This window comes from Bacteroides clarus YIT 12056 (genome assembly GCF_900129655.1).
Classification (GTDB): domain Bacteria; phylum Bacteroidota; class Bacteroidia; order Bacteroidales; family Bacteroidaceae; genus Bacteroides; species Bacteroides clarus.
In genome coordinates this window covers 499,487-524,864 of sequence record NZ_FQWK01000002.1, presented here as the reverse complement: position 1 = coordinate 524,864, position 25,378 = coordinate 499,487, and the positions used below count along the sequence as shown (strand labels likewise).

The following is a 25,378-nucleotide window of genomic DNA, read 5'->3' as shown; positions in this document are numbered from 1 at the left end:
TGAAGAATAGTCTGATTATGAAAAAAGTAATAAACATAATTTTGATAGTATGCTGTGTCTTGATAACAGGATGTAGCGATGATGATAATGCGTCATCTACTTTAAAGATAGTAAAAGCGGATGTTAATATAAAAGCTGCCGGTGGAGATGCGACTATTGAATTGCAATCGGTGCTTCCGGTAGAGGTTACTGTTGATGCAGAATGGTGTAAAATAGCTGAACAGACGACAAGCCTGGTGAAATTTTCGGTAGAAGCTAATACTGATTTTCCGGGACGTTCTGCTCTAATTACGATTTCTGATGGTATGGAAAAGCAGACATTGACACTTGTGCAAGAAGGTGCCGTATTTATTTATAATGAGTCGGAGCAAGTACAACGTGTCGATAATGAAGGGGCTTCATTACCTGTTGAAGTGTATGGCTCTTTCCCTTGTGAAGTAACTATATCGGAGGCTGACAGGAGCTGGCTGTCCTATGTACCGGCAGAAGATGGCAAGGGGGGCTCTTTTGTTGTTGCAAAAAATACAACGGGAGCTATGCGTGGTAGTATTGTTGAAGTGACTTGTGGAGAACGTACTTATAGTTATGCTATTATGCAATATGATGTAGTCGATTTGTTGGGAACTTATCAGGGACAATACATCTCTTTATTAGACCAACAGACTTATGGCCTGTCCAATGTTGTGATTTCAGGACCGGATGCTTCCGGTGTTTATACTATCGATGGATTGCTTGAAGGTGAAACCGGTTGTGCAATAAAAGCGACTTATGAAAATAATATGTTTTCTATCAGTGCGGGGCAAAAACTGAAAGCATACGATGAGGTTCCCACATTTGATATTCATTTCGGTTTAATGAATCTGAGCGCCCGTTCTTATTGGACTTCTGAATATACGGTAGGACTGGTTCCTGTATTTGTAGAGGGTGCCGGTATCGGGCTTTCATTTGAAGATAACGGTGGTATGCCGAATACATTTGCAGGTTTGTCTTTCTCTTTATTTAGGGGTGAAACGTATTACGATGATTATGAGATACTGCTAAGATGTTTACTGTATAGACCGAATTAGTAATAACCACAATAAAATTGTTATGAGTATGAAAAAGAGTTTATTCTTATGCGGTGCACTATTTGCGCTGACAGCATTTGTCGGTTGTAGTGATGACGATGACCCTAAAGTAGAGGTACCGACTTTAAAATTGTCGACTAATGTGGTAACTGTTTCTGCGGATGGAACAGGAGCTGTAGTTGAGGTAACGACTAATCAGACATCTTGGAAAGCTTCACGTCCGGAAGCGGATGTATGGTGTGTCTTGAAGCAAGAAGATAATAAATTGTCAGTCAGTGCTACTGCCAATGAAACACTTACGGCGCGTACTACCAAAGTAACAGTAATTGCAGGTACGGGTTCTGATGCTAAGACTGAAGAAATAACAGTTACCCAGTCTGCTGCTAATGCCTATTTGACTGTCGAAGGTTTGGAAGCCGATGTCCCTGTCAGATTGGATGCTGCAGGTACGGCAATTGAATTTACTATTAACACAAATGCTGCGACATGGAGCGCTACTCGTCCTGAAACAGATATATGGTGTACTTTGACTCAGGACGGTAATAAACTTAAAATTCAAGCTGAGGCTTATACGGAAGATGCGGAACGCACTACGAAAATTACAATTAGTGGAGGAGCGGAGCCGGTATCCTTTGATGTAGTTCAGAAAGGTGAAGTTCCTGCTGCACCGATATACGCTATAACTATACCTACTGACTTTAGTAAGAGTTATGTTCAGAAAGTGATGGTGAATGGGGTGAAGGTAGCGGAAATCTGTAAAGAGTATTTGCGGAGTACAGCAGAAGGCGCTGAGGTTGATGCACAGATGATAGTTATTTATCCAATGGCTAATGGCCAAACTGATTTAACTAAAGGTTTGGTTATAGATAACGGAGGAACTGTTGTTTGGGATGTTGAAAACAATAAATGTACTTATACAATGGGTACTTTAACCGATGTTTTAACAACTGTATATATGTGCGAGAGTACTTTATTAACTGATACAGAGTCTACTAATGTGATTGCTGCAACCGTAGAACCAGATTTATTGGTTGATGTTCGTCCTGGTGATACTAAATGGAGTTATAAAATAGTAAAGATTGGAACCCAATACTGGATGGCTGAGAATTTGAAAGCTAGATATTATATAAATGGGGCTTCAATACCTATGCTCAAAACAGCTACGGAATGGAAGAATGCAACATCAGGTGCATATCGAAATCCAGATTTTCAAACAGAAAATTTCTTAGACTATGGAGCCTCATATAATGGATATGCAGTAATTGAAGAGAATGGATTAGCTCCTAGTGGATGGGGTATACCAGAACGTAATGATTTAAATCGGTTGAAGACATATATAGGGACTTCCGCTGGAACAAAATTGAAATCTGTATCAGGTTGGGCTAATAATCCTGGGACTAATATCTCTGGATTTAATGTTTTGCCGGCTGGGCAGTATAATCCAACAGCGGAAACTGATGGAATAACTACTTCTGCTTTTTTTTGGAGTAAAACGGTGAATAAAGACCCACTCTTTAGAACAGAAGGCTTAGCATATGTTTCTTTGTCTGATACAGATTCGGGAAAGAATAATTTTACAATATCTTCAGAGAATGCTCCCCACTCTTATAATTATGGTCATACGATTCGTTGTTTGAAAAAATAGTTATTTGCTAACAATTGATTAAGGAAAAACAACTCATAACAACAAACATATTAAATACCTATGAAGAGATTACTATGGATTTTTATAATGGCTGTTTCTATAATTGTTTCAGGATGCTCTGATGAAGAAACACAACAAATCAGTTGTGCTATTCAAGTACCATCCGATGGAGAAACAATCCAGGTAAGAGCCGGTGAAAAGTTATTTATTAGGGGATATGGAAAGGCCGATCATGGTCAAATTGTATCTGCAGAACTGAAAGTAGCGGGTTCAGTGATACCGGATGTTACTACAGTACCTTTCTATTATGGTTATTCGTTGCCGGAAGACCAAGCTGCAGGTGAATTGAAAGTAGAATTGACTGTACAAGGAGAGACTGGAGTAACGGCCTCTACTTCGTCTACTGTTATATTAGCTATTGACCTCGGACCTCAACCACCTAAAGTTGGTACAATGACGGATAGTCGTGATGGTATCGTTTATAAGACGGTACAATTAAGAAATCAGCTTTGGATGGCTGAAAATCTTCGGTATCTGCCGCAACAAGATTATGATGTATCATCCACCGATCCTAAATATTATGTAATGTTGGATTATGATGCAACAACAGAATTAGGACAAGGATTTTTGGATGCTTACGGTGCTTATTATAATGTACCTGCTGCTTTACAAGGTCATACTTTACAAAGCATGGAGTCTACACAGAAGATACAAGGTGTGTGTCCGGAGGGATGGCATATACCTTCAATAACAGAATGGCGTAATTTAGCTCAATATGTCGTAGATGCAAAAATGGCGGCTTCAATTAATGGTGTTGTCGATGAGACAGCTGTGGGTAAAGCTTTAGCTTCTACAACAATGTGGAAACTGCCTTTTGATACGGAAGATGCACCTTTGCCTACTTGGATTGGAGAAGCTATGGAAGAAAATAATGCAACACAGTTCAATGGAATACCTACAGGCTTTAGAGCGTGTGCAGGAGAAGAAGCATGGATGGATTTGACATATAGTGCAGGCTGGTGGAGTTCAACGGCAGGAGTTGCTATGTCTGATTTTGCTATGCCAGTTCGAATGTGGGCTACCGATGGTGTATTGGGTACATCTTCTGAATTTAATCCGGGAGTGGGGCTTCCTGTCCGTTGTTTGAAAGATTGATAGTAGATTATTTATTATTCATAAAAAAGTTAGCAACATGAAAAAGTATGCATTTTTATTAGTAGCCCTTTTTACTTTATGGGCTTGTAGCGACGACGACACTACACCGCAACAAGAAGTAACTTGTTCGATTACAGCTCCGGCTGAAGGTACTATTATTGATTTAGCAACAGCCACCTCAATGACTATTAAGGGCGAAGGCGCTGTTAATGTAGGGGAAATAGAGAGCGTAACTCTGAAAGTAAACGGTAAATCGGTTTCTGAGGTGACAAAAGTGCCGTTTTCTTATGATTATACTTTTGCAGCTGATCAAGCCATCGGTGATATGAAGATTGAACTGACCGTTAAAGGAGATGCGGGTAAAGAAAAGACGGCGACAGCAAATGTTACATTGAAGAAAACAGAATCTGGTACTGATCCTGAACCGGAGCCGGAACCAGAACCTGAACAAGAAGTTACTTGTGAAATTACTACTCCAACCTCAGGTGAGACATTTGATTTAGCTACTGTTACGGAATTAAATATAACAGGAAAAGCTGCTGTAAATGTAGGCAGTGTGGAAACCTTTATTCTAAAAGTAGGCGGGGTGGAAATTGCTCCTGCTCCTGCTCTGGCTGAGGATGGTACATTTTCTCATACTTATGCACTGACAGACCAGCTTACCGGTGAACTGTCAATCGAATTGGTGGTTAAAGGTAATAAAACTGCAACTGTAAAAATAGCATCAGTAGCCGTTACATTAACGAGAACAGTAGCTCCACCGACAGCAGAAACATTTACAGATGAACGTGATGGACATGTTTATAAATATGTTACAATTGGAACACAAAGTTGGATGGCAGAGAATCTTGCTTATTTGCCTGTAATCAATGTTCCTAAAACAGCAGTGCCTACTTGTGATGAAGATCCATTATATTTTGTATTGAATTATGAAGATACTGATCTAGCTGCTGCCAAACAAACAGAAGAATATAATAAATATGGTGTTTTATATAATTGGTATGCTGCAATGGGGCAGAAATCTGCTACAGGTGCAAGTGCAGATGCTATCCCAAGTGGTGTACGAGGCGCATGTCCGGCGGGATGGCATTTACCTAGTAAAGCAGAATGGAAAGTTTTGGAAGAATTTGTTGCTGCAGAATTACCAGGAGTTGATGGAAATGGTTGGTATGATGAGTTTGATACTTTTTCATGGATTTATGAATCTGGCTTGAAAAATGTTTGGGGAGCATTGGCTGGTAAAGAAGGCTGGGGTGTAACATCTATGGGAGATGAAAATCCGGATTTAAAGAAAGGGCCGCAAGATACTTATGGACTGAATCTTATACCTTCTGGTTCTTCTTCTAGAATGGAAGATCTCTATGGAAATTGGTGGAATATTACTACTTCAAGTACTAGTTTTTGGACAACAGATGTACAAAGCTCTGGAAATGGGTATGTACAATATGATAATATGAGTTATAGACCTACATACTCTAAATTTGGTACTAATCCTGTAATAGGTTACTCAGTTCGTTGTGTAAAAGATTAAAATAAAAAAGTATATATCATCTGTAAGTTTGTGAAAACGAATATTTGATATTTTAATTCTCTCTAACAAGTATAAGACCGTTACTAAGTATTTTCTAGTAGCGGTCTTTTTATGTTATCCCATAATCATAAGGGATAGTATTCCTCTCTGTTTATTCATCTATCTGAAACAAGCTTAATGTGTTAGTTCTCAGTGTGGAACTTTTTGTTTCAGCGGTAAAAACTTTTAGTTTCAACCTGTGAATAACCTTATCGTTTATTCCTTTATCTTAGCAAGTATGTACAGAAAAGCCCGTATCAGCACGCTTGTGTCGGAAAAAATAACACTTCTTTAGGAAATATGAAGAATAACCATTACTTTTGTTGCAAATAGTTAGTCTTGAATAATTAATAAGAGCGAATAATTAATACGAGCGAGATATGAAAGAACTGGATTGGGCTAATCTGCCGTTCGGCTATATGAAGACAGATTACAATGTGAGAATTTACTATCGTAACGAACAGTGGGGCGCATTGGAAGTATGTAGCGAGGAAACTATTCCTATGCACATGGCTGCTACTTGTCTGCACTATGGTCAGGAAGCATTTGAAGGCTTGAAAGCGTTCCGTGGCAAAGACGGTAAGGTGCGTATCTTCCGTTTGGAAGAAAATGCGGCGCGTTTGCAATCTACCTGTCGTGGTATCTTGATGCCTGAGTTGCCGACAGAACGTTTTAAAGAAGCTATTCTTAAAGTCGTGAAGCTGAATGAACGCTTTATTCCGCCTTACGAATCGGGAGCTTCCCTGTATATCCGTCCGTTACTGATTGGTACGGGAGCGCAGGTTGGCGTGCATCCGGCAAATGAATATCTGTTTGTTGTATTCGTAACGCCGGTAGGGCCTTATTTCAAGGGCGGGTTCTCAACTAATCCGTACGTTATTATCCGTGAGTTCGACCGTGCTGCGCCTCTGGGCACAGGTATCTATAAGGTAGGCGGTAATTACGCGGCCAGCTTGCGTGCCAATAAGAAAGCGCATGATTTAGGCTATGCTTGCGAGTTCTATCTGGACGCCAAAGAAAAGAAATACATCGACGAATGCGGTGCGGCCAATTTCTTTGGTATCAAAGACAATACATATATCACTCCGAAGTCCACTTCTATCCTTCCGTCCATCACCAACAAGAGCTTGATGCAGTTGGCTGAGGATATGGGTATGAAAGTAGAACGTCGTCCGGTTCCGGAAGAAGAACTGCTGACTTTCGAGGAAGCGGGCGCTTGCGGTACGGCTGCGGTTATCAGTCCGATTGAACGCATTGACGATGTAGAAAACGGTAAGTCGTACGTGATTGCCAAAGATGGAAAACCGGGACCTGTGTGTACGAAGTTGTACAATAAGTTGCGTGCTATTCAATACGGTGACGAGCCCGATACACATGGTTGGGTAACTATCGTAGAATAACGCATGAGTATAAAGATTACAACCCTTGTCGAGAATTCGGTTTACGGCAAAGGATTACAGGGAGAGCATGGGCTTTCCCTGCTTGTTGATACGGGTGGGCATCGTCTGCTGTTTGATACCGGGGCATCCGACCTTTTTATACGTAATGCCCGGATGCTCGGGATTGATTTGAAGGATGTGGATTTCTTGGTACTGTCGCATGGACATCGTGACCATACAGGCGGTCTGCATCACTTTCTTCAGGTGAATCAAAAGGCTGAAGTAGTCTGTAAGAAAGAGCTTTTTATTCCGAAGTTCAAGGAAGAGCGTGAAAACGGCGTGATGCATCCTGACGCTTTGGATAGCACCCGTTTCCGTTTTGTGGATGAAGTCACCGAATTGTGTCCCGGCGTATTTGTTTTTCCCCGGTTGGCTATTGCGGATGAAGAAGATACGCATTTTGAACACTTCTTCACTTTGGCGGGAGGGAACAAACAGGGTGATACTTTTACGGATGAATTGGCATTGGTACTGAAACAAGGTGATGAAGTGTCTGTTTTGAGTGCCTGCTCGCATCGGGGAATTACGAATATCATCCGCGTAGTGCAGGAACATTTTCCGCAGACCTCGTTGAAACTGGTATTGGGTGGTTTTCATATCCGCAATACTGCAAAAGAGAAATTTGATGTGATAGCCCGTTTCTTTGAAAACCATTTGCCTCAAAGGCTGGGAGTTTGTCATTGTACGGGCATTGATAAATACGCATTGTTTCATCAATGCTTTGGCGACCGGGCTTTTTATAACTATACCGGTCGGGTAGAAATACTTTAATACATACGAATGGGAAAGAATAAGTTAGAGAAGTTTGCCGATATGGCGAGTTATCCGCATGTTTTTGAATATCCGTACTCGGCAGTGGACAACGTTCCGTTTGACATGAAGGGAAACTGGCACCGACAGTTTTTCAAAAACGACAATCCGATTGTACTGGAACTGGGTTGCGGTCGTGGAGAATACACAGTAGGACTGGGACGTATGTTCCCCGACAAAAATTTCATCGGCGTGGATATAAAAGGGGCGCGTATGTGGACGGGAGCTACCGAATCTTTGGAATCGGGTATGAAGAACGTCGCCTTCCTGCGTACCAACATTGAAATCATAGACCGCTTCTTCGCACCGGGTGAAGTGAGCGAGATATGGCTTACATTCTCAGACCCGCAGATGAAAAAAGCGACCAAGCGCCTTACATCCACTTATTTTATGGAACGCTACCGTAAGTTTCTGAAAGACGGCGGCACTATCCATGTCAAGACCGACAGCAACTTCATGTTCACCTATACCAAATATATGATAGAGAAGAACGAACTTCCTGTTGAGTTTGTCACCGACGACCTCTATCATTCCGGTTTGGTGGATGATATTCTCGGCATTCGCACCTATTATGAACAACAGTGGCTCGACCGCGGTTTAACCATAAAATACGTCAAGTTCAGGCTTCCCCGATGTGGTGGACTGCAAGAACCTGATGTCGAAATAGAGTTGGACGAGTACCGCAGCTACAATCGCAGCAAACGCAGCGGTCTCCAAACCGGTAAATAAACAGTGGCTATCAAATAGTAAACAGTAAATAGTAAAATAGTAAATAACATGACTCTTTATCCTAAATTGATTTTGGATGCACTGGCAACGGTGCGTTATCCCGGCAACAAGAAGAATCTCGTTGAGGCCGAAATGGTTGCCGACAATTTGCGTATTGACGGGATGAAAGTTAGTTTCTCACTGATTTTTGAGAAACCGACCGATCCTTTTATGAAGTCAATGGTAAAGGCTGCCGAAACAGCAATACATACCTATGTCTCACCGGAAGTGGAAGTGACGATTACCACGGAAAGCCGTCAGGCTGCACGGCCGGAAGTTGGTAAATTGCTGCCGCAGGTAAAAAATATAATCGGTGTGTCTTCCGGTAAGGGCGGTGTAGGCAAGTCGACCGTATCGGCCAACCTGGCGGTTTCTTTGGCTAAGCTGGGCTATAAAGTAGGTTTGTTGGATGCCGATATCTTCGGACCGTCCATGCCCAAGATGTTCCAGGTGGAAGATGCCCGTCCGTATGCGGAGAATATCGGCGGACGTGACTTGATTGTGCCTATTGAAAAATACGGTATCAAACTGCTGTCCATCGGTTTCTTTGTAGATCCCGATCAGGCTACTCTGTGGCGTGGCGGTATGGCAAGCAATGCTTTGAAACAGTTGATTGCCGATGCCGACTGGGGCGAATTGGACTATTTCCTGATAGACCTTCCGCCCGGAACCAGTGATATTCACCTTACCGTAGTGCAGACGCTTGCCATGACCGGGGCTGTTGTTGTCAGCACGCCACAAGCCGTGGCTTTGGCAGATGCCCGTAAGGGTATCAATATGTTTACGAATGATAAGGTGAACGTGCCTATCCTCGGTCTGGTAGAAAATATGGCTTGGTTTACTCCTGCCGAACTGCCGGAGAATAAGTATTACATTTTCGGCAAAGAGGGAGCCAAGAGTCTCGCAGAGGAAATGAATGTTCCTTTATTGGGGCAGATTCCTATCGTGCAAAGCATCTGTGAGAGTGGTGACAAGGGAACTCCCGTCGCTTTGGATGAAAATACGGTGACAGGACGCGCTTTCTTGCAACTGGCTGCCGCTGTGGTACGTCAGGTAGACCGCCGGAATATGGAAATGGCGCCCACCAAGATTGTAGAGACACATAAATAGAAAGATACCCGTATTATTTACTTTAAATTTGAGAAGCATGAAAAGTTTAAAGGTATTATTGTTGGGCATGTGCGTCGCATTGTGCGCATGTTCATCGCAGACATCCACTGTGCAGACAAACGACAAGGGAACTCAATGGCAATGGGAAAACGGAACGATTGTTGTTGAAACTCCCCAACGTCCGGCAGACCAGAAAAGCGTGATAGGATTGGCGCTTCCTAAAATGGAAGTGGTGCGTGTGGGATTTGTAGGTCTGGGAATGCGTGGTCCCGGAGCGGTAGAGCGTTTTACCCATATTCCCGGAACGCAAGTAGTGGCGCTTTGCGATTACGAACAGGAGCGTGCGGAGAAGTGCCAGAAATATTTAGAGCAAGTTTCTATGCCGAAAGCTGCCGTATATTCCGGCGAAAAGGGATACGAGGAACTTTGCAAGCGCGACGATATCGATTTGGTTTATATCGCTACCGACTGGTTGCATCATTTTCCCGTAGCCATGTGTGCTATGGAGAACGGGAAGAATGTGGCTATCGAAGTTCCTTCCGCAATGAATCTGAAAGAGTGCTGGGACTTGATTGACATGAGCGAAAAGACTCGCAAGCACTGTATGATTTTGGAGAACTGCTGTTACGACTGGTTTGAAATGAATACGCTGAACATGGCGCAGCACGGGGTGTTCGGTGAAGTGATTCGTGCGCAAGGCGCTTATATCCACAACCTGAGTCCGTTCTGGAACCATTATTGGAAAAATGGCGAGGGTGATAAGTTGGGCTGGCGTCTGGATTATAACATGAGGCATCGCGGTGACGTGTATGCCACTCATGGTCTTGGCCCTGTTGCGCAGGCTCTTGATATCCACCGCGGTGATCGTATGCAAACGTTAGTCGCCATGGATACTAAATCGGTAGTAGGAAAGTCTTTGGTTGAGGCAAGAACCGACTCCGCTTGCAATAATTTCCGTAACGGCGATCATACCACGACACTGATTCGTACCGCTAACGGTAAAGTGATTGAAATACAGCATAATGTAATGACTCCCCAGCCATACAACCGTCTGTATCAACTGACCGGTTCAAAGGGATTTGCCAATAAATATCCCGTAGAAGGATATGCGCTTGATGCCGACCAACTGACCGCTTCGGGGGTAGAGCCTAAAGTAGACGACCTGAATTCGCATGGTTTCTTACCGGAGGCGGAGATGGAAGCGCTTGTCGCTAAATACCAACATCCTATTTTGAAGAAATACGGTGACATGGCAAAAGAAGTTGGCGGTCATGGCGGCATGGATTTTATCATGGATAGCCGTCTGGTTTATTGCCTGCAAAACGGTCTGCCTTTGGATATGGATGTATACGATTTGGCGGAGTGGTGCTGTCTGGCGGAATTAGGTGAGCTTTCTATGGATAATAATTGTGCTCCGGTGGCGTTTCCCGACTTTACCCGTGGCGAGTGGAATGTTGTGAAAGGGTATAAGCACGCTTATGCAAGTCCCGAAGATGAAGCTGCCGCTATGGAAAAGGCAAAAGCGTTTACTGCCAAACTGAAAGAGCAGGGGGCTAAAGAATGGGCGCAGGCTGAGAAGAAATAATACTTTTCACTGGTAACAGGTGGTTTTTGGAACCCGGCCTGTCAGATGATAAAGAGGTGTATTACAAAACGAATGTTCCGATTAAGGTTGTTTTGTTTTGTAATACACCTCTTTATATATGTCCTTGTTTTAATCGGTCACTTTTAACAGTTCCTCTTTCATCTTTTCAACACCGGGAAAACCGGTTTGCTTGAATTTGATATCTCCCTTACGGTCGATAATCAAATAGGTAGGGACGCCTCTGATTCCGAAGCTTTTACTTAGATATTCCCATTGCGCGTTTGTCAGACGGTAGTGCTCTCCATGAATGTCGGGAATCATGTTTTCCCATGTCTTCTGTGGAGAAACTTCGCCTGTGATATACAGATAGACAATATCCTTATCTTTCAATTCTTCTTTCATGGGAGCCATTACTTTGTTCGCCATGCGGCAAGGAGCGCACCAGGTTGCCCAGAAGTCTACTAAAAGTACCTTACCTTTGAATTTGCCGATAATGGAGGGAAATAAATCCTCATTACTTACTTCGCCTGCCTCGTTGATGGTAAAACCTGATTTTTTCTTATTGTTCTCGAGTAGCTGCAATAACTGTTCGTTGGCTTGTTGCAATGTGCGTTGATAAGCATCGGGCAGAGTGGTGATTTCAACTTTTTGGGTATCGGTCAGCGGAGTAAAGTCTTTTATACTCTGATAGAGCAATGTCGTGCGGGCGATATCGAAAAATACGCCTTTATCGGTCCCCAATCTCCGGGCATAATCATTTTGGCGGCGTGCCGATACGTTGATTGCGTACAGGTAAGGTTGTACAAGAATAGCTTGTGGGATATTCAGATGTTTCAAGGTTTCGGTGGGAATATAATCTGCCGGTAAACTTTCGTCTAGTTTTTTGAAATAGGCTTCGGATTCATTTCTTTGCAGTTTTTTCTGTTGCAGAGCGGCCTGCGTCAACAGCCAAGGGGCTTGTGTCAATGTTTGGATTATATTCAATTCCTTTTCAAGAGAGAGTAGTTGTTTGGCACTTTGGCTGAGACTGGCATTGTCTATTTTCTGTTGGATATCTTTTGCTTTGTCAAGCATATAGGTTTTGTAGGCTGCTATATCCATGTCCCCAATCTCTTTTATTAGGGTTTGGTAATTAGTTATCATATCGGTGTTGATGCGGTTTCTATTCAACTCCTCGGATAAACCTGCCAGCGGGCCATTGATGTAGACAATTTCACCATAAGGCTTTTTGCTTTTGTGGAAAGTGGATTTTTTTCTGGATATTTCCCGCAAATTGATGTACAGTTCGCTGGTTTGTTCCGGCTCCACAAAAAAGTTTATATCTGTACCAAGAAGATTGATAGTGGCCGCTGTGGTTCCCATTACGGGGAAAGTGATATTAAAGCTTCCGTCTCGTTTGATTTCCGCTTTGATGGGGTCGGCATAACCTTTTGAGGGTTCCGACAGATATAAGGAGAGCTCTTTCATCATGCAGGGACGATAATCCAACAGCTTCCCTTTTACAGTCGTGTTACCATATTGCACAAGGGGAGCGGGGAGTGCGGCATTTTTATCTATCGGATGAGCTACGGCTTCCTGCGGTAACATTAACTTCGGTAGTTCTTTGCTTTTCAGTTGTATTCCCCAAATACTGAAAGCTCCTTCCACACCTTCCCCTTCTGTAAAGTCGATGGATGTAACTTTGGCTGGCAATGGCGGAAATACCAGTTGAAACTCTGCTTCACCGGATTCCGGCATCCAAAATTGCTTTCCGGGAGTGATGCCTATGCCGGAGCGTAGTAAGTAAGTTTCTCCGTTATTGTCTTGCAGGTAACTTTCCGAGGCAATCCGTATCCAGTTTTTGGGACGGTATTTGGCGTAAATATGCAATACGGTGGCTGTGTCGCTAAGTATTATTTTACTTACTTCGATGGAGGTCGTGTTACGTACGCAGAATGGCGGTTCTTCGATAACCCGGTTTTTGGCTTGGACGGTACAACCTATTATCAAGCCGACGATAAGTAATAGTGTTTGTCTCATAATATGTTGGTTTTTTATCAAAAATACGCATGTTTCGCAGAAGTGCAAGTATATGCGAGTTAATTGATGCAAAACGAAAGAAAATCGTATTTTTGCAAGAAACTTTGTATCTTTGGGAAATACTTAACATCATCTATAACATGAAAACAAAATCTTTTCTTTTGTGCCTTGTTCTGGCTGTATCCGCCAATGCACAAGTCGTCTATCACGACGCTTCCGCTTTTCCTCTGTTGGGAAAAGCTACCGAGACAACCCTTACGCGTTACGAACGTTTGCCGGACTCTTTACAGAATATCTCCCGTAAGCCTTTATGGGAGTTAGGGCGTAACAGTGCCGGACTTGCTGTACGCTTTCGTTCTAATTCTACCCGGATTGCTGCCAAATGGGATGTATTGCTCGACAGGAATATGAATCACATGACTCCTACGGGTATTAAAGGACTTGATTTATATTGTCTGCAAGATGGAAAGTGGATGTTTGCCGGGAGCGGACGTCCGCAAGGAAAGGCGAATGAGGCGACGATGGTAAAAGATATGCTGCCGGAAGAACGTGAATATCTTTTGTACCTTTCTTTATATGATGGAGTGACTTCTCTTTCTATCGGTGTCGATTCGTTATCTCAAATTAGCGGGCCGGCAGTAGAATTACCGGTGCGTAAGAAGCCTGTCGTATTTTACGGGACAAGTATTCTGCAGGGAGGTTGCGCTTCCCGTCCGGGTATGGCGCATACCAATATTTTGGAGCGCTGGCTCAATCGGGAGTGTATTAATCTGGGATTTAGCGGTAATGCTTTATTGGATTTAGAGATAGCGCATGTGATAGCGGGTGTGGATGCTTCGGTATTTGTATTGGATTTTGTTCCGAATGCCAGTGTGGAGCAGATAAAGGAACGTACTGATAAGTTCTATTCTATTATCCGTAGCAAACATCCTGATACGCCCATACTCTTTGTGGAGAATCCTGTATTTACTCATTCCCGTTTTAATGGAACCGCTGCCAAGGAAGTGAAAGATAAGAACGAAACTTTGCATACTGTTTTTCAATCTCTCAAAAAGCGGGGAGAGAAGAATATCTATCTGCTTTCTTCCAAAGATATGATAGGGCATGATGGAGAAGCTACCGTAGACGGTGTTCATTTTACGGATTTAGGTTTTATGCGTTATGCGGAGATGTTGTATCCGGTGTTGAAGAAACATATAAAAACAGAGTAAAGGGAAGCAAATTGTAAAAGTAACTTCTCTCTGTTATTTAAAACGCAGTGAAGAATCTCCTTCCCATACATATAAGAGAAAGGGATTCTTCACTGCGTTTTAAATGACAGGGAGAGATGTTTATCAAAGCTTAGTATTTCCCTGACATTCGTATATCAAGTTTCTCAGCCTTAAGCTTTCTTCTTGAAAAGTTCTTTCAGACAAATTGTCTTATTATTAATCAGCGGATGAGCCCAGAACCCGATGAATGTGATATAACCTACGAATACGAGGATAATCAACATACCGGTGCGTAATGAAGTTGCATCCGCCAGCATACTGATAATCATCGGACCGCCGGCTCCGCCTACAATCGCCGAACACAGGATACCCGCAAACGAGCCATGATGTTGCGATGCCGAGTTCAGTGCCAGTGAGAATACGATGGAGTACATCATGGAAATGCTGAAACCGATAGCCGGGAAAGCAATGATAGATGCTTCCTTATTTCCAAAGAGCGCAGTCAGCAATAAGACGATAGTTAATCCGCCTGATATTTGGAGCAGCCGTTTACTGTCAATCAATTTCAACAGTACCATGCCTACCAGGCATCCGGCAGTCATTAATCCCCAGAAATAACTTACAGCTTGCGCACCTTCTACCTGCGGGTTCACTCCGTGATATTGTTCGAGGAATGTACTCATAAAGATGGAAGTTCCCTGTTCCGTGCTGACGTAACAGAAAATACCGAGGAAGAACAACCATACGTATTTCTGCTTGAACAGTGCCAGATAAGAATCTTTTGAACCGCTCTTTTCATCTTCTTTCAACTCGATTTTCGGAAAGCGGGAAACGCTTACGGCAATCAGCATTACCAGCAATAGTAACGTAAATACCCAGTAAAGCGATACCCACGGCAAGTCGGGCGGGGTGATACCTGCCAAGAGGTCGATGAAGAAATTCCGGCCTTCCGTGTATATATCCGGATTGAGTTCGTGAATCAGGTATGTGTATACCAAAGGGCTGAGGAAAGAAGCGATACCGAATACGAATTGGGCTACCTCTGCCACGAACGCGTAGTTCTCTTCTCCGCCTACGACACGCTGTAACGGATTAATAACTGTCTGCAACATGGCCATACCCAAACCTATGATGAAAGAAGAAGCCAGCAGCACAGGGTATGTGTGCATGCAAGCAAACAACGTTGTTCCGATAAACGGCATCAGGAAGCCCAAGAACAATACCGGTTTCTCGCCGAAGCGGTCAATCATCAGCCCGGCAGGAATAGACATGATAGCATAGGCAATGAAGAAAGAAGTCGGGATGAATCCCGCCATTGCCAGGTCACTCAAATTGAAGTTATGAATAATGTCCGGAATGAGCGGTCCCAGGATATTAGTAATAAACGATATGGTAAACCAGAACGCCATGATTAGCGCCAGCATTCCTAAATTCTTTTTCATACTATTTTGTGTTTAATGAGAAGACCAGTGACGCGGCGCCGATACTTCCAGCTTTATTACCTAAAGATGCAGCCATGATTTGAGTATTCACGGCACAGTCGGCTATGGCATAACGATGTGCTTTTTCGCTGACTTTCCGGATATAGAAGTCGCCGGCTTCGGACAGTCCGCCACCTATTACGATGCGTTGCGGGCTGAAGATGTTGATGAATCCGGCGATGCCATGTCCCAGAAAATCACAATGCTCGTCCAAGCACTCTGTCGCCAGTTCGTTTCCTTCTTTATAAAGGCGTACGATAAGCTCTCCGTTGATGTCTTCACCCGGGAATGAGACACCGGCTTCAGCGGCACGTTTGCTGAAACGGCGTACCAGTGCCGAAGTGGATGCATAATGTTCCAGACATCCCACGGAACCGCATGCGCAAGGTTCACCGTTAGCGATAAGGGGCACATGTCCCAGTTCGGTACCACGGTTGGCAAAACCGTTGAACAGTTTACCGTCGATAACCACTGCGCCGCCGATACCGGTTCCTACGGTCAGGAACACGACATTCTTTGCACCTTGTCCGGCACCGTACATCGTTTCTCCCAACCCCATCAGGTTGGCGTCATTGCCCATCTGTACAGACAGGCCGGTTTCCGCTTCAATGCGGTCGGCAAGATTCAGATTCTCCCAACCCTTGATGTTCTCGGCTCCACCCAGTACTATGCGGTTCGTTTCGTCCACAATACCGGGAGTACCTATACCTATACCTTCTACCGCTACTCCGAGTTGCAGGGCCGAAGCCATCACCTCTTTGCAGGCGGTTACCAATTGACCGATTACCGCTTCCGCGGATACGTCGGCTTTTGACGGTAACTTCCCTTGAAAGTGAAATACGCCTTCATTATCAATAAGGGCGTATTTCACAGAAGTACCGCCAAGGTCAATTCCTATAGCGTATTTTTTCATAATTATCAAACTCTTTCAGCCCAGATAGGAGAACTCCAAGCCCATTGTCCGTCGCGCTGACGTACACGTACGTAGTAATAATCGGTGTCACGCTGAGGTTCTTTGTCTTCCATGTAGTGTTCTACGGTGAAGCAGCTTTCAGGCATGGCGCGGTTAAAGAGAATAGCTTCGCTCAACCAGCCGATCATGAAGTGAGAACGGGAACCTTCAAGCAGTTCGCCCAATGTGTGTTCGAACTTCTTGCCGTTGAAGTCTGCGGTAAGTATTCCGTCCTTCGGCATTTCCAGGTCAAGGATTACCGCCTGCATGGCTGCGGTGGTTGTATTCGGGTTCTTGCTGCTGTACAAATCCAGTTCCGTTTCTTTCTCGCCCACGGAAAGAATACGATTTACGTGTGTCTTGAACTCGTGTTCGCCCTCTTGGGGAGAAGTGAAAGCTGCGCCACGGAAGCAAGGAGTAACACTTACGATACGGCCCTTGTTTACCGACAGCTTACCTTGCCAGTGTACGTACTTTTCTTCGCGGTTCCAACCGAAATCAACTTTTACTTTGCAACGGACGGTATCGCCTTCCGGTGCAACCGGAGTTAACGGGCCGTTCATGCGGGCTAATATCTGACCGTTTTTAACAATGTCTACATAATCGATGCAGCTTTCGCCGGTTACATTCAAGTAGATACGACGGCTGTTGCCACGGACAACATCACCCATGAAAGCGTCATTAAGACGGAAGTCGATTATTATTTTATCACCGGTGGCGGCACATACGTGGCGGGTACGAAGAGCTTCCCAGATAGCGTCACGAGTCAATGACGGAGCCAGAACACCGATACGTCCGTCACCGTAGCTGCCCGGATAACCGGAGTGCTGGTCGGTAGAAGCCATGATACCGAATTTGTGGCCTTGATCCAGACCGTATTGGATAGTGCCTTCCCATTGGCGGGGACCCATATCGTGCAGATACGGATAATCGCCCTGGTCGCTTTCTGCCAAACCGTGGCGGGAATACATTTCGACGAACGGAGTAATATCTCCTTCGGTGAAGCATTTCCAATTGTAGCCGCGATAACCGCCCTGATAACCCATGTGGTGCGGAGTGACGAATACTTTATGTCCTTTGGCTTTCTCTTTCCAGTCTTCGATGGAAGTACATTCCACAAGCGGTGCGTCCAAGTCATAATTCAGCGCTACGTGGTCGCCATGTTCCATACTGTGTGCCTCGTATCCTACGAAAGTAAGGAATTCGCCTTCCTTATTGTATTCGTTGGTCATCTTTACATATTTCTCATAACCGCCTTCGCGCAAACGCTTGAAAGCTCCGGTATGATAGTCGATTACCCATTTCAGACGGGGATCGTTTGCACCCGGAATATCCGGCCACATAGCGTGGGGAGTTACGCTGACAAAGTCCAACTGGCCTTTGGCCGCTTCAAAAGCATCGCGCATATCGCCGTGTCCGTAAGTAATGTTACAGTGGTTATGTAAGTCACCCCAGAATACTTTAAGGTTACTTGCCGACGGCATAATTTTCTTTGCTTCTTTGCTTCCTGCTACGCAAGAGCCGAGCAGGCTTCCTGAAGCTGCCAGTCCGAGAAAAGACCAGCCTGTGTTTTTTAGAAAACTTCTTCTATCCATGATAATAAATTTAATGGTTTTATCTGTTTTTCATCAATCTTCTGTCACCCTTGAAAAGCTCGTTTACTGTTTCGTCGGGGTCATTGTCATTGTATTGCTTTTGAGTGTCTTGCAGCAGTTGCATCAGCTCTTTCTGTTTTTCAGCGTATTCCGATTTACCGAACACATTGTTCATTTCGCGCGGATCGGTTTTCATATCATACATTTCCCATTCATCGATGTCGTTATAGAAATGAATCAGTTTGAAGTCCTGTGTGCGAATACCGTAATGACGTTTCACCGAGTGCTCTGCGGGATACTCGTAATAATGATAGTAGGCAGCTTTACGCCAGTCTGCGGGAGTTTTACCTTCATTCTCCAATACGGGTTTCATGGAAGTTCCCTGAATATCCGATGGAATTTCCACTCCGGCAAAGTCAAGGAAAGTAGGAGCGAAGTCCACATTCATACAGATCGCGTTACTTGTGCTGCCGGCTTTAATGGCTTTGGGGTAACGGATGATGAGCGGCATACGCTGGCATTCCTCATACATGAAGCGTTTGTCGAACCAACCGTGCTCGCCGAGGAAGAATCCCTGGTCGGAAGTGTAGACAATGATTGTATTATCCAGCTCGCCAATCTTTTCAAGATAGTTCAAAAGGCGGCCGATATTTTCGTCTACCGACAGTACGGTAGCCAGATAGTCGCGCATATATTGCTGATACTTCCAGCTGACTAACGCTTTGCCTTTCAAGTTACCCTTGCGATATTCGGCAATGCGTTGCGCATACACTGAATCCCATTTGTCCTGTACATCGGCAGGCATACGCTTGTACACGCTGTAAAGCCTGTTGGTGGTATCTTTCAGCATTTCTTCACGAGTCAGCAACTTCAAATCCCAGTCGTTGGTCAGGGTATGTTCGATGGACATATCCTGTTCGCGGGCAGCTCTGCCGCGTCCTTCATAATCGTCAAACAGATTGGCGGGTTCCGGGAATGTAGTATTGTTGAATATGCCCAGATGGCGTGGGGCCGGCATCCAGTTACGGTGCGGAGCTTTCTGATGATACATCATGCAGAACGGTTTGTTCTTGTCCCTGCCTTCGAGGAATTTGATAGCCTTATCTGTAATGATGTCCGTGGCATAACCTTTCTCTACGATATGTTTGCCATCTTCCCAGAAATCGGGATCGTAATAATCTCCCTGTTCGTGCTGGCCACTGAGAATACTCCAATGGTCAAAACCTTGCGGTTCGCTGATAAGGTGCCATTTACCAATCATAGCCGTTTGATACCCGGCTTGCTGAAGCAGTTTCGGGAATGTTTGCTGGTCGCCGTTGAAGGTACTCGCATTATCCGTAAAACCGTTTTCGTGGCTGAACTTACCGGTAAGGACACATGCGCGTGACGGGCCTGAAAGAGCATTGACAGCGTAACAGTTATCCATGCGGATGCCCTCATTGGCTATACGGTCCATATTGGGAGTTTGCAGGAGGTTACCACCGTAACAAGACATGGCTTGTGTGGTATGGTCATCCGTCATCATGAAGATAATGTTCGGACGCTTGGGCTCTTCTTTTTTCTGGCTGGCGCAAGAAGCAAGACTTAATGTCGCTAACGGAAGAAGCAGGTTGGGGAGATTGTTTTTCATAATTGGATTGATTTGTTATAATCCTTTGGTAAATAAGTAAGTGTTGAAAATTAGTTTATACCAGATAGTATAAACTAATTTTCAGTATTATTATAATTTGTAATTTAGAGACTGTTTCTTACCGTTTACTTTCACCTCTACTTCCAGTCCGTTTTCATTGAATGCTTTGTTTTTGAACTTGGCAGATAATTTGGGGGCATCTGCACTGTTCTTAATCGGACAGATAACGGTAATGTAACGTACGGCATCTTCGCTGTCTTTCTTTGCGTTGAACGATACATTCATACGGTTGTAGCGTTTGCGGTAAGCGGTTGAACACCAGCCCGGCTCTTTCTTCATAGTCATACCTTCGGGACCGAAGCATTGCAGTTTCATGTTGCTTCCTTCTTCAAACTGAGTAACGAAAGTCATGTCTTCGCGGCTGTTGGCGATTTTGCCTTTCGGCATCTGATAGTGCAGGTTGATAGAACCCTTCTGGCTTCCTACCATTTCGTCTACAATTACGAAGTAGCTGTTGTCTACGAAGAATACGGAACGACGGTGTTTCAAGTTTTTGTAGCTCGGGTTTTCGGTAACCAATATCTGTACATTACCTTCCGGCTGCCACAGTTTGGTTACAGATTCAGTCTGATCCAGGTTCTTGTTGTTCAGAGTTACGGTGTTGTGTACGCAAGTCTGACGGTGCCAGTTACGTTGTTCCATTACTTCTCCTTCACCGGCGTATACATAAGAACCGGAATCGGGGAACAGGTTCTTACCGTTGAACCAGAGTTCGAAAGTACCGTTATCCGGTTGGCAGTGCCAGAAAGCTTTCGGGCCGGCCTTTACAACCATTTGTGTGGCATCCGTTCCCCAAGAGTTACGGAATACGAAGAAACCGGATTTCAAGAAACCTTTAGAGAGATATTCGGGCAATGCGCCTTCTTTACCATCGGTTGCCAGATACTTGATGAACTGGTTCTTCGGGAACATCTTGCTCCAGCTACGGTAGTTCTTCAGCATTTCTTTCTTATTGGTCAGCTTAGCATCGCTGAAGCACGGGTTGGTATAGTCGGGGAAAGAAATGTTGGCATAGAATACAATCATGTTTTCAATTGTATTCAGGTATTCTTGCGGGAACTCGTTGCGGAAACCGTTCAAGTCGGCAATGTTCAGTGCTTTACAGAAGATATTGATGGCAGCGAGGTGATAATGCGGGTCAAGCTCGAACTGTCCGCCGTCATTGTATACCTGTACATTGATTTCACGGTTCATGATGTCGATACCGCTCTTTCTCCAGGCAGCTGCTTCTTTGAATTCGGGGAAGAAAGCTCCGGCATAAATCATACGCTGTGCTTCGAACAGCAGGTGATTACCTTGCTTGGAGTAATTACCCAATATATGTATGGCATGTTTGTGATAGTTTACCAGGAACTCAGTCAGGAACTCCGGTGTGAAAGAGGGAGACGGGAGGAACAACTGGAACTGTGAGGTCTGGTCTTGCAGACGGTTGCTCACTTCCAGCGGACGCCATGCGAAACGTACATTCTCTGCGTCATCTTTCAGTTGGGTATTGCCTGTCAGTTCATATTCGTTCTTGTTTATCTTCACCAACGGGTTTTTCTTAATCCAGTCGATGTATTGCTTCGTCCATTCGGCGGCATATTTTTCGTCACCGCTTACACGATAAGCCTTACCCATGGGAGTAAACCATTTGTGGCGGTGCAACTGCCAGCGCAATTCGTTATCTTTCACCGGCCAGTATCTCCAGTCGATGTCTTCACCGTAATTGAATGACGGTTGATAACCTTTGTGAGCAAAGAATGTATGCTGCAGAGCATCGTCCGCCATTTTCTGGTCATCTTTGCTGATAGTCACTTTCTTAAGGTTGATGTCCGGAGTTTTCACGTTGGTACGTGCGCGGTAGTAGTCGAGTAATGCTTTGGCCGCATCGGCGTCTTTGCCTTCCTGATGCAAAGTCTTTACTTTCTCCAATCCGGGATAGTCCAGATTAAGGAGCGAGAATACCTCAGTCTTCAGTTCCTGGGCATTTGCTTTTCCAACGAAGCAAGCAAGAGCCAGCAGAACGATATATTTGAAAGTCTTATTCATAATGTTTGTCGATTTATAGTTCAGGTATTAGAGATTTTTATAGCTGATGCCTTTCAAATCCATGAAACGCTTCAAAGCTTCCATATAGTAGTAGTCCGCATAGTTCAGCGGAGTATCGATTTCCGAACCGTTAGGCAATGAACCGGTAGAGTGCATCAGGATGAATCCCTGGTTTTCGCCAATCTTTGCCAGATAAGCGTCGCTTGACAAGCTCTTCAAGATTTTCTCTGCGTAGTCCAGATATTTTTTTCCGTCGGGTACCATCGTGCTCAACTCTATCAGGGCGGAAGCGGTTACTGAAGCGGCAGATGCGTCACGCGGAGTTTCCTCGGTTACGGGAGCGTCATAGTCCCAGTAAGGAATAGCGTCGTCGGTCTTAACGCGATCCATAATCATGTCAGCCACTTTTACGGCGAAGTTCAGGAAAGTAGTGTCTTGTGTTTCGCGATAGCAAGCAGTATAGCCGTATACAGCCCATGCTTGTCCGCGTGCCCATGAAGAATCGTCGTTCTTGCCTTGGAATGTTTGTTTCTTTTCTACCGTACCATCGTTGTTGTAGCTGACTACGTGCCAGCAAGTATAGTCGGGGCGGAAGTGGTTGTTCATGGTAGTCATTGCGTGTCTGACGGCAATATCCTTATAAGAGTTGTTACCGGTTGCTTTGGCTACATTGAACAGGAGATCCAGGTTCATCATATTGTCGATGATAACGGGGAAGTTCCAGGTTCCGAAATCCCATGAACGGATAGCTGAAATGGAGTCGTTGAAACGTCCGCACAAGTTGTCGGCGGTTTCTTTCATTACGGCTGCAATGGTATCGTTAGGAGCCAGACGCTCTGCATTACCATAGCTGCAATTTACCATGAAGCCCAAGTCGTGCGTACCGGTGTAGTAACGAACGGGGTTCAGCAGGTTAGTATATTGAATAGCCCATGTTTTCAGTGTATCGTTGCCCGTCAATTCGTAGGCATACCATAAAGAGCCTGGGTAGAAACCGCTGGTCCAGTCATAAACGCTGCATAGGCGGCGTTTTCCCAGTTGGTCGGCTGCGGGGTGCGCGCGTAAAGAATCTTTGAAGGTGTCTTCACCTCTTTCTAATTGGCGGCACAGGAAGTCCATGTCATAGCCTGTGCGAATAGAACGCGGCAACATATTAGTGGATGAGATTTCTTCTGCGGTTAATGTTAATTGTGCAGAAGCTACGTCCAGGCCTTTTTTAATCCAACTGTAGTCTTCCTTAGGCTGTGTCTGGCATGATGCAAAAGTCAGCGCACCCAAAGCTAAGAGAACAAGGTTTTTTTTCATGTTATTCGTTTTTAATGTAATTGATTTTAGTAGGTTTTGTAACGAAAGCAAAGCTAACGGATTTTTTATAGTTTTTGTAGTAAGAATGTTGAAAAGGCAATTAATCCGCGTTCTTCGAATGTCACTTTTGTTGAAAAGAGTTTAGATAATCTCCAATATGCCTCGGGTAGGGGCATATTGGAGATATATTTAGGGTGATTGTTACCAACCCGGGTTCTGTTCAAACTGGGTACACAAGTCCATTTCGCGTTGCGGGATGGGCATGAGTTCATGTTTGCCTTCTTTGGTATAGTCGTATACTACGTAGTTGGGAATGGGGTTTTTCGCTTTGTCTATATCGCTGTTGTCCCACCATTCGTTTAAGGCTGTATGGGTCTTTTCAATTGTTTCGAAGTAAATGCCCCAACGTACGAGATCAAGACGGCGATGTCCTTCGAACGCCAGTTCGTAAGCACGTTCTTTTTGAATGGCTTCGCGGAATTGCGCTTGGTCCATACCTTGGGTCAACTTGTAACCGTTGGCACTATTATAACCGCGTTTACGTACTTTTTCGATAGCGGCATACGCGTCTGTTGTCGGACCACCTTTCCATTCGTTCAAAGCTTCCGCATATAGCAACAGTACGTCGGCATATCGCAATACGTACCAGTTTACAGTGGATTTATCATTGTTGACGAACGGTACGCTTTCCATATACTTGTCAATGTCCCACTTGGCTGGTGTATAATTCTGCTTTTCTTTTGCAGATTTTTTTTCATTTAAATCCTTTTCTAAAGCTACATCTTTGGAATCTGTATATTTGCCTGCCAAATAAACATCGCCGAGATACTGTATGCCTGCTTTGTCATCATTATGACCGTGCTTATAGTTGGCGATAGATAAGTCTAATCGCCTGTCGGGGCTTATGCGGTTATCTACATCAACTCCAACGGCTCTTCTCCAGTCAAGGACGAACGAGTGTACTACTTGTACGTTGGCAGCAGTACTTCCGCTTTTGCCGGCTTGAGTTGTAGTTTTCACCCCATTCCATTTGCCGATACGGCCTACAGGATCGCTACCCCCCGAATATGTAGGAGAGTAGAAAGATATTTCAATCAAACTTTCCGTTGGGTCCCAAATGCCATTACAAGTGTTTTTCCACAATTGTTCGTAGTCGTTCAGTAAATCGTGTTTACCTGATTCAACCAAGATACGTGCCGTCTTTGCAGCGGCTTCCCACTTGCTCTCGTCTCTCAAAGGGTATCCTGCCCAAGTAGCGTACACTTTAGCAAGCAAGCCGAGCGCTGCTCCTTTGGAGAAACGATAGTCATTACTGCTGCGGTAATGGTCGTCTGTTGCATACGGCAGTATGTCGCAAGCATACAGCAGGTCTTCTTCGATGAACTTATAGACGTCTACCGGGTCGGCTTGTATCAGTGTCGACGGATGCTGGTGAGACATGGCGGTGTTTGTCATCAAAGGAATATGGCCCCAGCGGCGAACCAACTCAAAGTAGTATAAGGCTCTCAAAGCTCTGGCTTCGGCGATGTAAATGGTGGCTAAATTCTTGTCCGTTTCATTGTATGACTCCATTTTCACGGAAACTCGTTCCAAGAAGTCGTTGGCATTATATATTCCGGAGTAGAGTGATGCCCATGTGGTTTGCACCTCAGCTTGTGAGGCGTAGTAAGCGTTGGTAGGCAAGATACGGAAGTTCTCGGTGGTACTTCCTTCTACTTGTGAAATATCGGTTCCCATGGAGAAGTAGATAGAGAGATGATAGCCATACATACCGTCTTCTACGGTAGTGCGGTATACACCAAGCAATACGTCCTGAGCCTCTTTGGCGTCATTCATATATTTGTTTTTTTCTACTTCGGTACTGCTTTCTTCTTCCAGCGAGCAGGCGGCGGGAAGAAGGCACAAAGCTAAAAATCCTATATAGTATATAAACTTTTTCATATTA

18 protein-coding genes are annotated in these 25,378 nt (G+C 44.5%); 10 read left to right on the top strand and 8 right to left on the bottom strand.

Going from position 1 to position 25,378, the window contains the following annotated elements:
* Positions 1–17 precede the first annotated feature (17 nt).
* The 9 genes from BUB52_RS04335 to BUB52_RS04295 all read left to right on the top strand — a co-directional run bounded on the left by BUB52_RS04335 (position 18) and on the right by BUB52_RS04295 (position 11,149).
* Positions 18–1,067 (top strand): BACON domain-containing protein, encoded by a 1,050-nt coding sequence (locus BUB52_RS04335; RefSeq protein WP_009122774.1) that lies wholly within the window; start codon positions 18–20, stop codon positions 1,065–1,067.
* A gap of 28 nt (positions 1,068–1,095) precedes the next feature.
* Positions 1,096–2,712 (top strand): FISUMP domain-containing protein, encoded by a 1,617-nt coding sequence (locus BUB52_RS04330; RefSeq protein WP_039950976.1) that lies wholly within the window; start codon positions 1,096–1,098, stop codon positions 2,710–2,712.
* 60 nt (positions 2,713–2,772) lie between these two features.
* Positions 2,773–3,867, top strand: coding sequence for a fibrobacter succinogenes major paralogous domain-containing protein (locus BUB52_RS04325; RefSeq protein ID WP_009122772.1), 1,095 nt, complete (start codon positions 2,773–2,775; stop codon positions 3,865–3,867).
* Positions 3,868–3,904: 37 nt separating this feature from the next.
* Complete coding sequence (locus BUB52_RS04320; RefSeq protein WP_009122771.1) at positions 3,905–5,398, top strand: FISUMP domain-containing protein; 1,494 nt, start codon at positions 3,905–3,907, stop codon at positions 5,396–5,398.
* Positions 5,399–5,817: 419 nt separating this feature from the next.
* Entirely contained in the window at positions 5,818–6,837 is a 1,020-nt protein-coding gene (locus BUB52_RS04315; protein ID WP_009122770.1) for a branched-chain amino acid aminotransferase, read from the top strand.
* Positions 6,838–6,840: 3 nt separating this feature from the next.
* Positions 6,841–7,647, top strand: a complete 807-nt coding sequence (locus BUB52_RS04310; RefSeq protein ID WP_009122769.1) for an MBL fold metallo-hydrolase — start codon at positions 6,841–6,843, stop codon at positions 7,645–7,647.
* 9 nt (positions 7,648–7,656) lie between these two features.
* Entirely contained in the window at positions 7,657–8,415 is a 759-nt protein-coding gene (gene trmB, locus BUB52_RS04305; protein ID WP_009122768.1) for a tRNA (guanosine(46)-N7)-methyltransferase TrmB, read from the top strand.
* Positions 8,416–8,463: 48 nt separating this feature from the next.
* Entirely contained in the window at positions 8,464–9,564 is a 1,101-nt protein-coding gene (locus tag BUB52_RS04300; RefSeq protein WP_009122767.1) for an Mrp/NBP35 family ATP-binding protein, read from the top strand.
* 37 nt (positions 9,565–9,601) lie between these two features.
* Positions 9,602–11,149, top strand: a complete 1,548-nt coding sequence (locus BUB52_RS04295; RefSeq protein WP_039950974.1) for a Gfo/Idh/MocA family protein — start codon at positions 9,602–9,604, stop codon at positions 11,147–11,149.
* A 129-nt stretch (positions 11,150–11,278) separates the two neighbouring features.
* Here BUB52_RS04295 and BUB52_RS04290 read toward each other — a convergent pair whose 3' ends face one another.
* The gene (locus tag BUB52_RS04290; RefSeq protein WP_009122765.1) at positions 11,279–13,168 is read right to left on the bottom strand and encodes a TlpA family protein disulfide reductase; all 1,890 of its coding nucleotides are present in this window, start codon (positions 13,166–13,168) and stop codon (positions 11,279–11,281) included.
* A gap of 140 nt (positions 13,169–13,308) precedes the next feature.
* Between BUB52_RS04290 and BUB52_RS04285 the strand changes: the two genes are divergently transcribed.
* Positions 13,309–14,379, top strand: coding sequence for an SGNH/GDSL hydrolase family protein (locus BUB52_RS04285; protein WP_039951027.1), 1,071 nt, complete (start codon positions 13,309–13,311; stop codon positions 14,377–14,379).
* Between the two features lie 170 nt (positions 14,380–14,549).
* Here BUB52_RS04285 and BUB52_RS04280 read toward each other — a convergent pair whose 3' ends face one another.
* From BUB52_RS04280 to BUB52_RS04250, 7 genes are all read right to left on the bottom strand, one after another.
* On the bottom strand, positions 14,550–15,821 hold the full coding sequence (locus BUB52_RS04280) for a sugar MFS transporter (RefSeq protein WP_009122763.1): 1,272 nt from the start codon (positions 15,819–15,821) through the stop codon (positions 14,550–14,552).
* 1 nt (position 15,822) lies between these two features.
* Positions 15,823–16,776, bottom strand: a complete 954-nt coding sequence (locus BUB52_RS04275) for an ROK family protein (protein ID WP_087942772.1) — start codon at positions 16,774–16,776, stop codon at positions 15,823–15,825.
* Positions 16,777–16,778: 2 nt separating this feature from the next.
* Positions 16,779–18,407 carry a CehA/McbA family metallohydrolase domain-containing protein gene (locus tag BUB52_RS04270; protein ID WP_009122761.1) on the bottom strand — a complete coding sequence of 543 codons (1,629 nt, stop codon included), beginning with the start codon at positions 18,405–18,407 and terminating at the stop codon, positions 16,779–16,781.
* Between the two features lie 19 nt (positions 18,408–18,426).
* Positions 18,427–20,037, bottom strand: a complete 1,611-nt coding sequence (locus BUB52_RS04265; protein ID WP_009122760.1) for a sulfatase family protein — start codon at positions 20,035–20,037, stop codon at positions 18,427–18,429.
* Between the two features lie 90 nt (positions 20,038–20,127).
* Positions 20,128–22,128 (bottom strand): heparin-sulfate lyase HepC, encoded by a 2,001-nt coding sequence (gene hepC, locus BUB52_RS04260; protein WP_009122759.1) that lies wholly within the window; start codon positions 22,126–22,128, stop codon positions 20,128–20,130.
* A 27-nt stretch (positions 22,129–22,155) separates the two neighbouring features.
* Positions 22,156–23,433 carry a DUF4995 domain-containing protein gene (locus BUB52_RS04255; RefSeq protein ID WP_009122758.1) on the bottom strand — a complete coding sequence of 426 codons (1,278 nt, stop codon included), beginning with the start codon at positions 23,431–23,433 and terminating at the stop codon, positions 22,156–22,158.
* A 201-nt stretch (positions 23,434–23,634) separates the two neighbouring features.
* Positions 23,635–25,374: a RagB/SusD family nutrient uptake outer membrane protein gene (locus BUB52_RS04250; protein ID WP_009122757.1), complete on the bottom strand. Its 1,740-nt coding sequence runs from the start codon at positions 25,372–25,374 to the stop codon at positions 23,635–23,637.
* Positions 25,375–25,378: the final 4 nt, after the last annotated feature.

Coding starts and splice junctions, on each gene's coding strand:
- BUB52_RS04335 (WP_009122774.1), top strand. CDS start 18: ATGAAAAAAGTAATAAACATAATTTTGATAGTATGCTGTGTCTTGATA.
- BUB52_RS04330 (WP_039950976.1), top strand. CDS start 1,096: ATGAAAAAGAGTTTATTCTTATGCGGTGCACTATTTGCGCTGACAGCA.
- BUB52_RS04325 (WP_009122772.1), top strand. CDS start 2,773: ATGAAGAGATTACTATGGATTTTTATAATGGCTGTTTCTATAATTGTT.
- BUB52_RS04320 (WP_009122771.1), top strand. CDS start 3,905: ATGAAAAAGTATGCATTTTTATTAGTAGCCCTTTTTACTTTATGGGCT.
- BUB52_RS04315 (WP_009122770.1), top strand. CDS start 5,818: ATGAAAGAACTGGATTGGGCTAATCTGCCGTTCGGCTATATGAAGACA.
- BUB52_RS04310 (WP_009122769.1), top strand. CDS start 6,841: ATGAGTATAAAGATTACAACCCTTGTCGAGAATTCGGTTTACGGCAAA.
- trmB (WP_009122768.1), top strand. CDS start 7,657: ATGGGAAAGAATAAGTTAGAGAAGTTTGCCGATATGGCGAGTTATCCG.
- BUB52_RS04300 (WP_009122767.1), top strand. CDS start 8,464: ATGACTCTTTATCCTAAATTGATTTTGGATGCACTGGCAACGGTGCGT.
- BUB52_RS04295 (WP_039950974.1), top strand. CDS start 9,602: ATGAAAAGTTTAAAGGTATTATTGTTGGGCATGTGCGTCGCATTGTGC.
- BUB52_RS04290 (WP_009122765.1), bottom strand. CDS start 13,168: ATGAGACAAACACTATTACTTATCGTCGGCTTGATAATAGGTTGTACC.
- BUB52_RS04285 (WP_039951027.1), top strand. CDS start 13,309: ATGAAAACAAAATCTTTTCTTTTGTGCCTTGTTCTGGCTGTATCCGCC.
- BUB52_RS04280 (WP_009122763.1), bottom strand. CDS start 15,821: ATGAAAAAGAATTTAGGAATGCTGGCGCTAATCATGGCGTTCTGGTTT.
- BUB52_RS04270 (WP_009122761.1), bottom strand. CDS start 18,407: ATGGATAGAAGAAGTTTTCTAAAAAACACAGGCTGGTCTTTTCTCGGA.
- BUB52_RS04265 (WP_009122760.1), bottom strand. CDS start 20,037: ATGAAAAACAATCTCCCCAACCTGCTTCTTCCGTTAGCGACATTAAGT.
- hepC (WP_009122759.1), bottom strand. CDS start 22,128: ATGAATAAGACTTTCAAATATATCGTTCTGCTGGCTCTTGCTTGCTTC.
- BUB52_RS04255 (WP_009122758.1), bottom strand. CDS start 23,433: ATGAAAAAAAACCTTGTTCTCTTAGCTTTGGGTGCGCTGACTTTTGCA.
- BUB52_RS04250 (WP_009122757.1), bottom strand. CDS start 25,374: ATGAAAAAGTTTATATACTATATAGGATTTTTAGCTTTGTGCCTTCTT.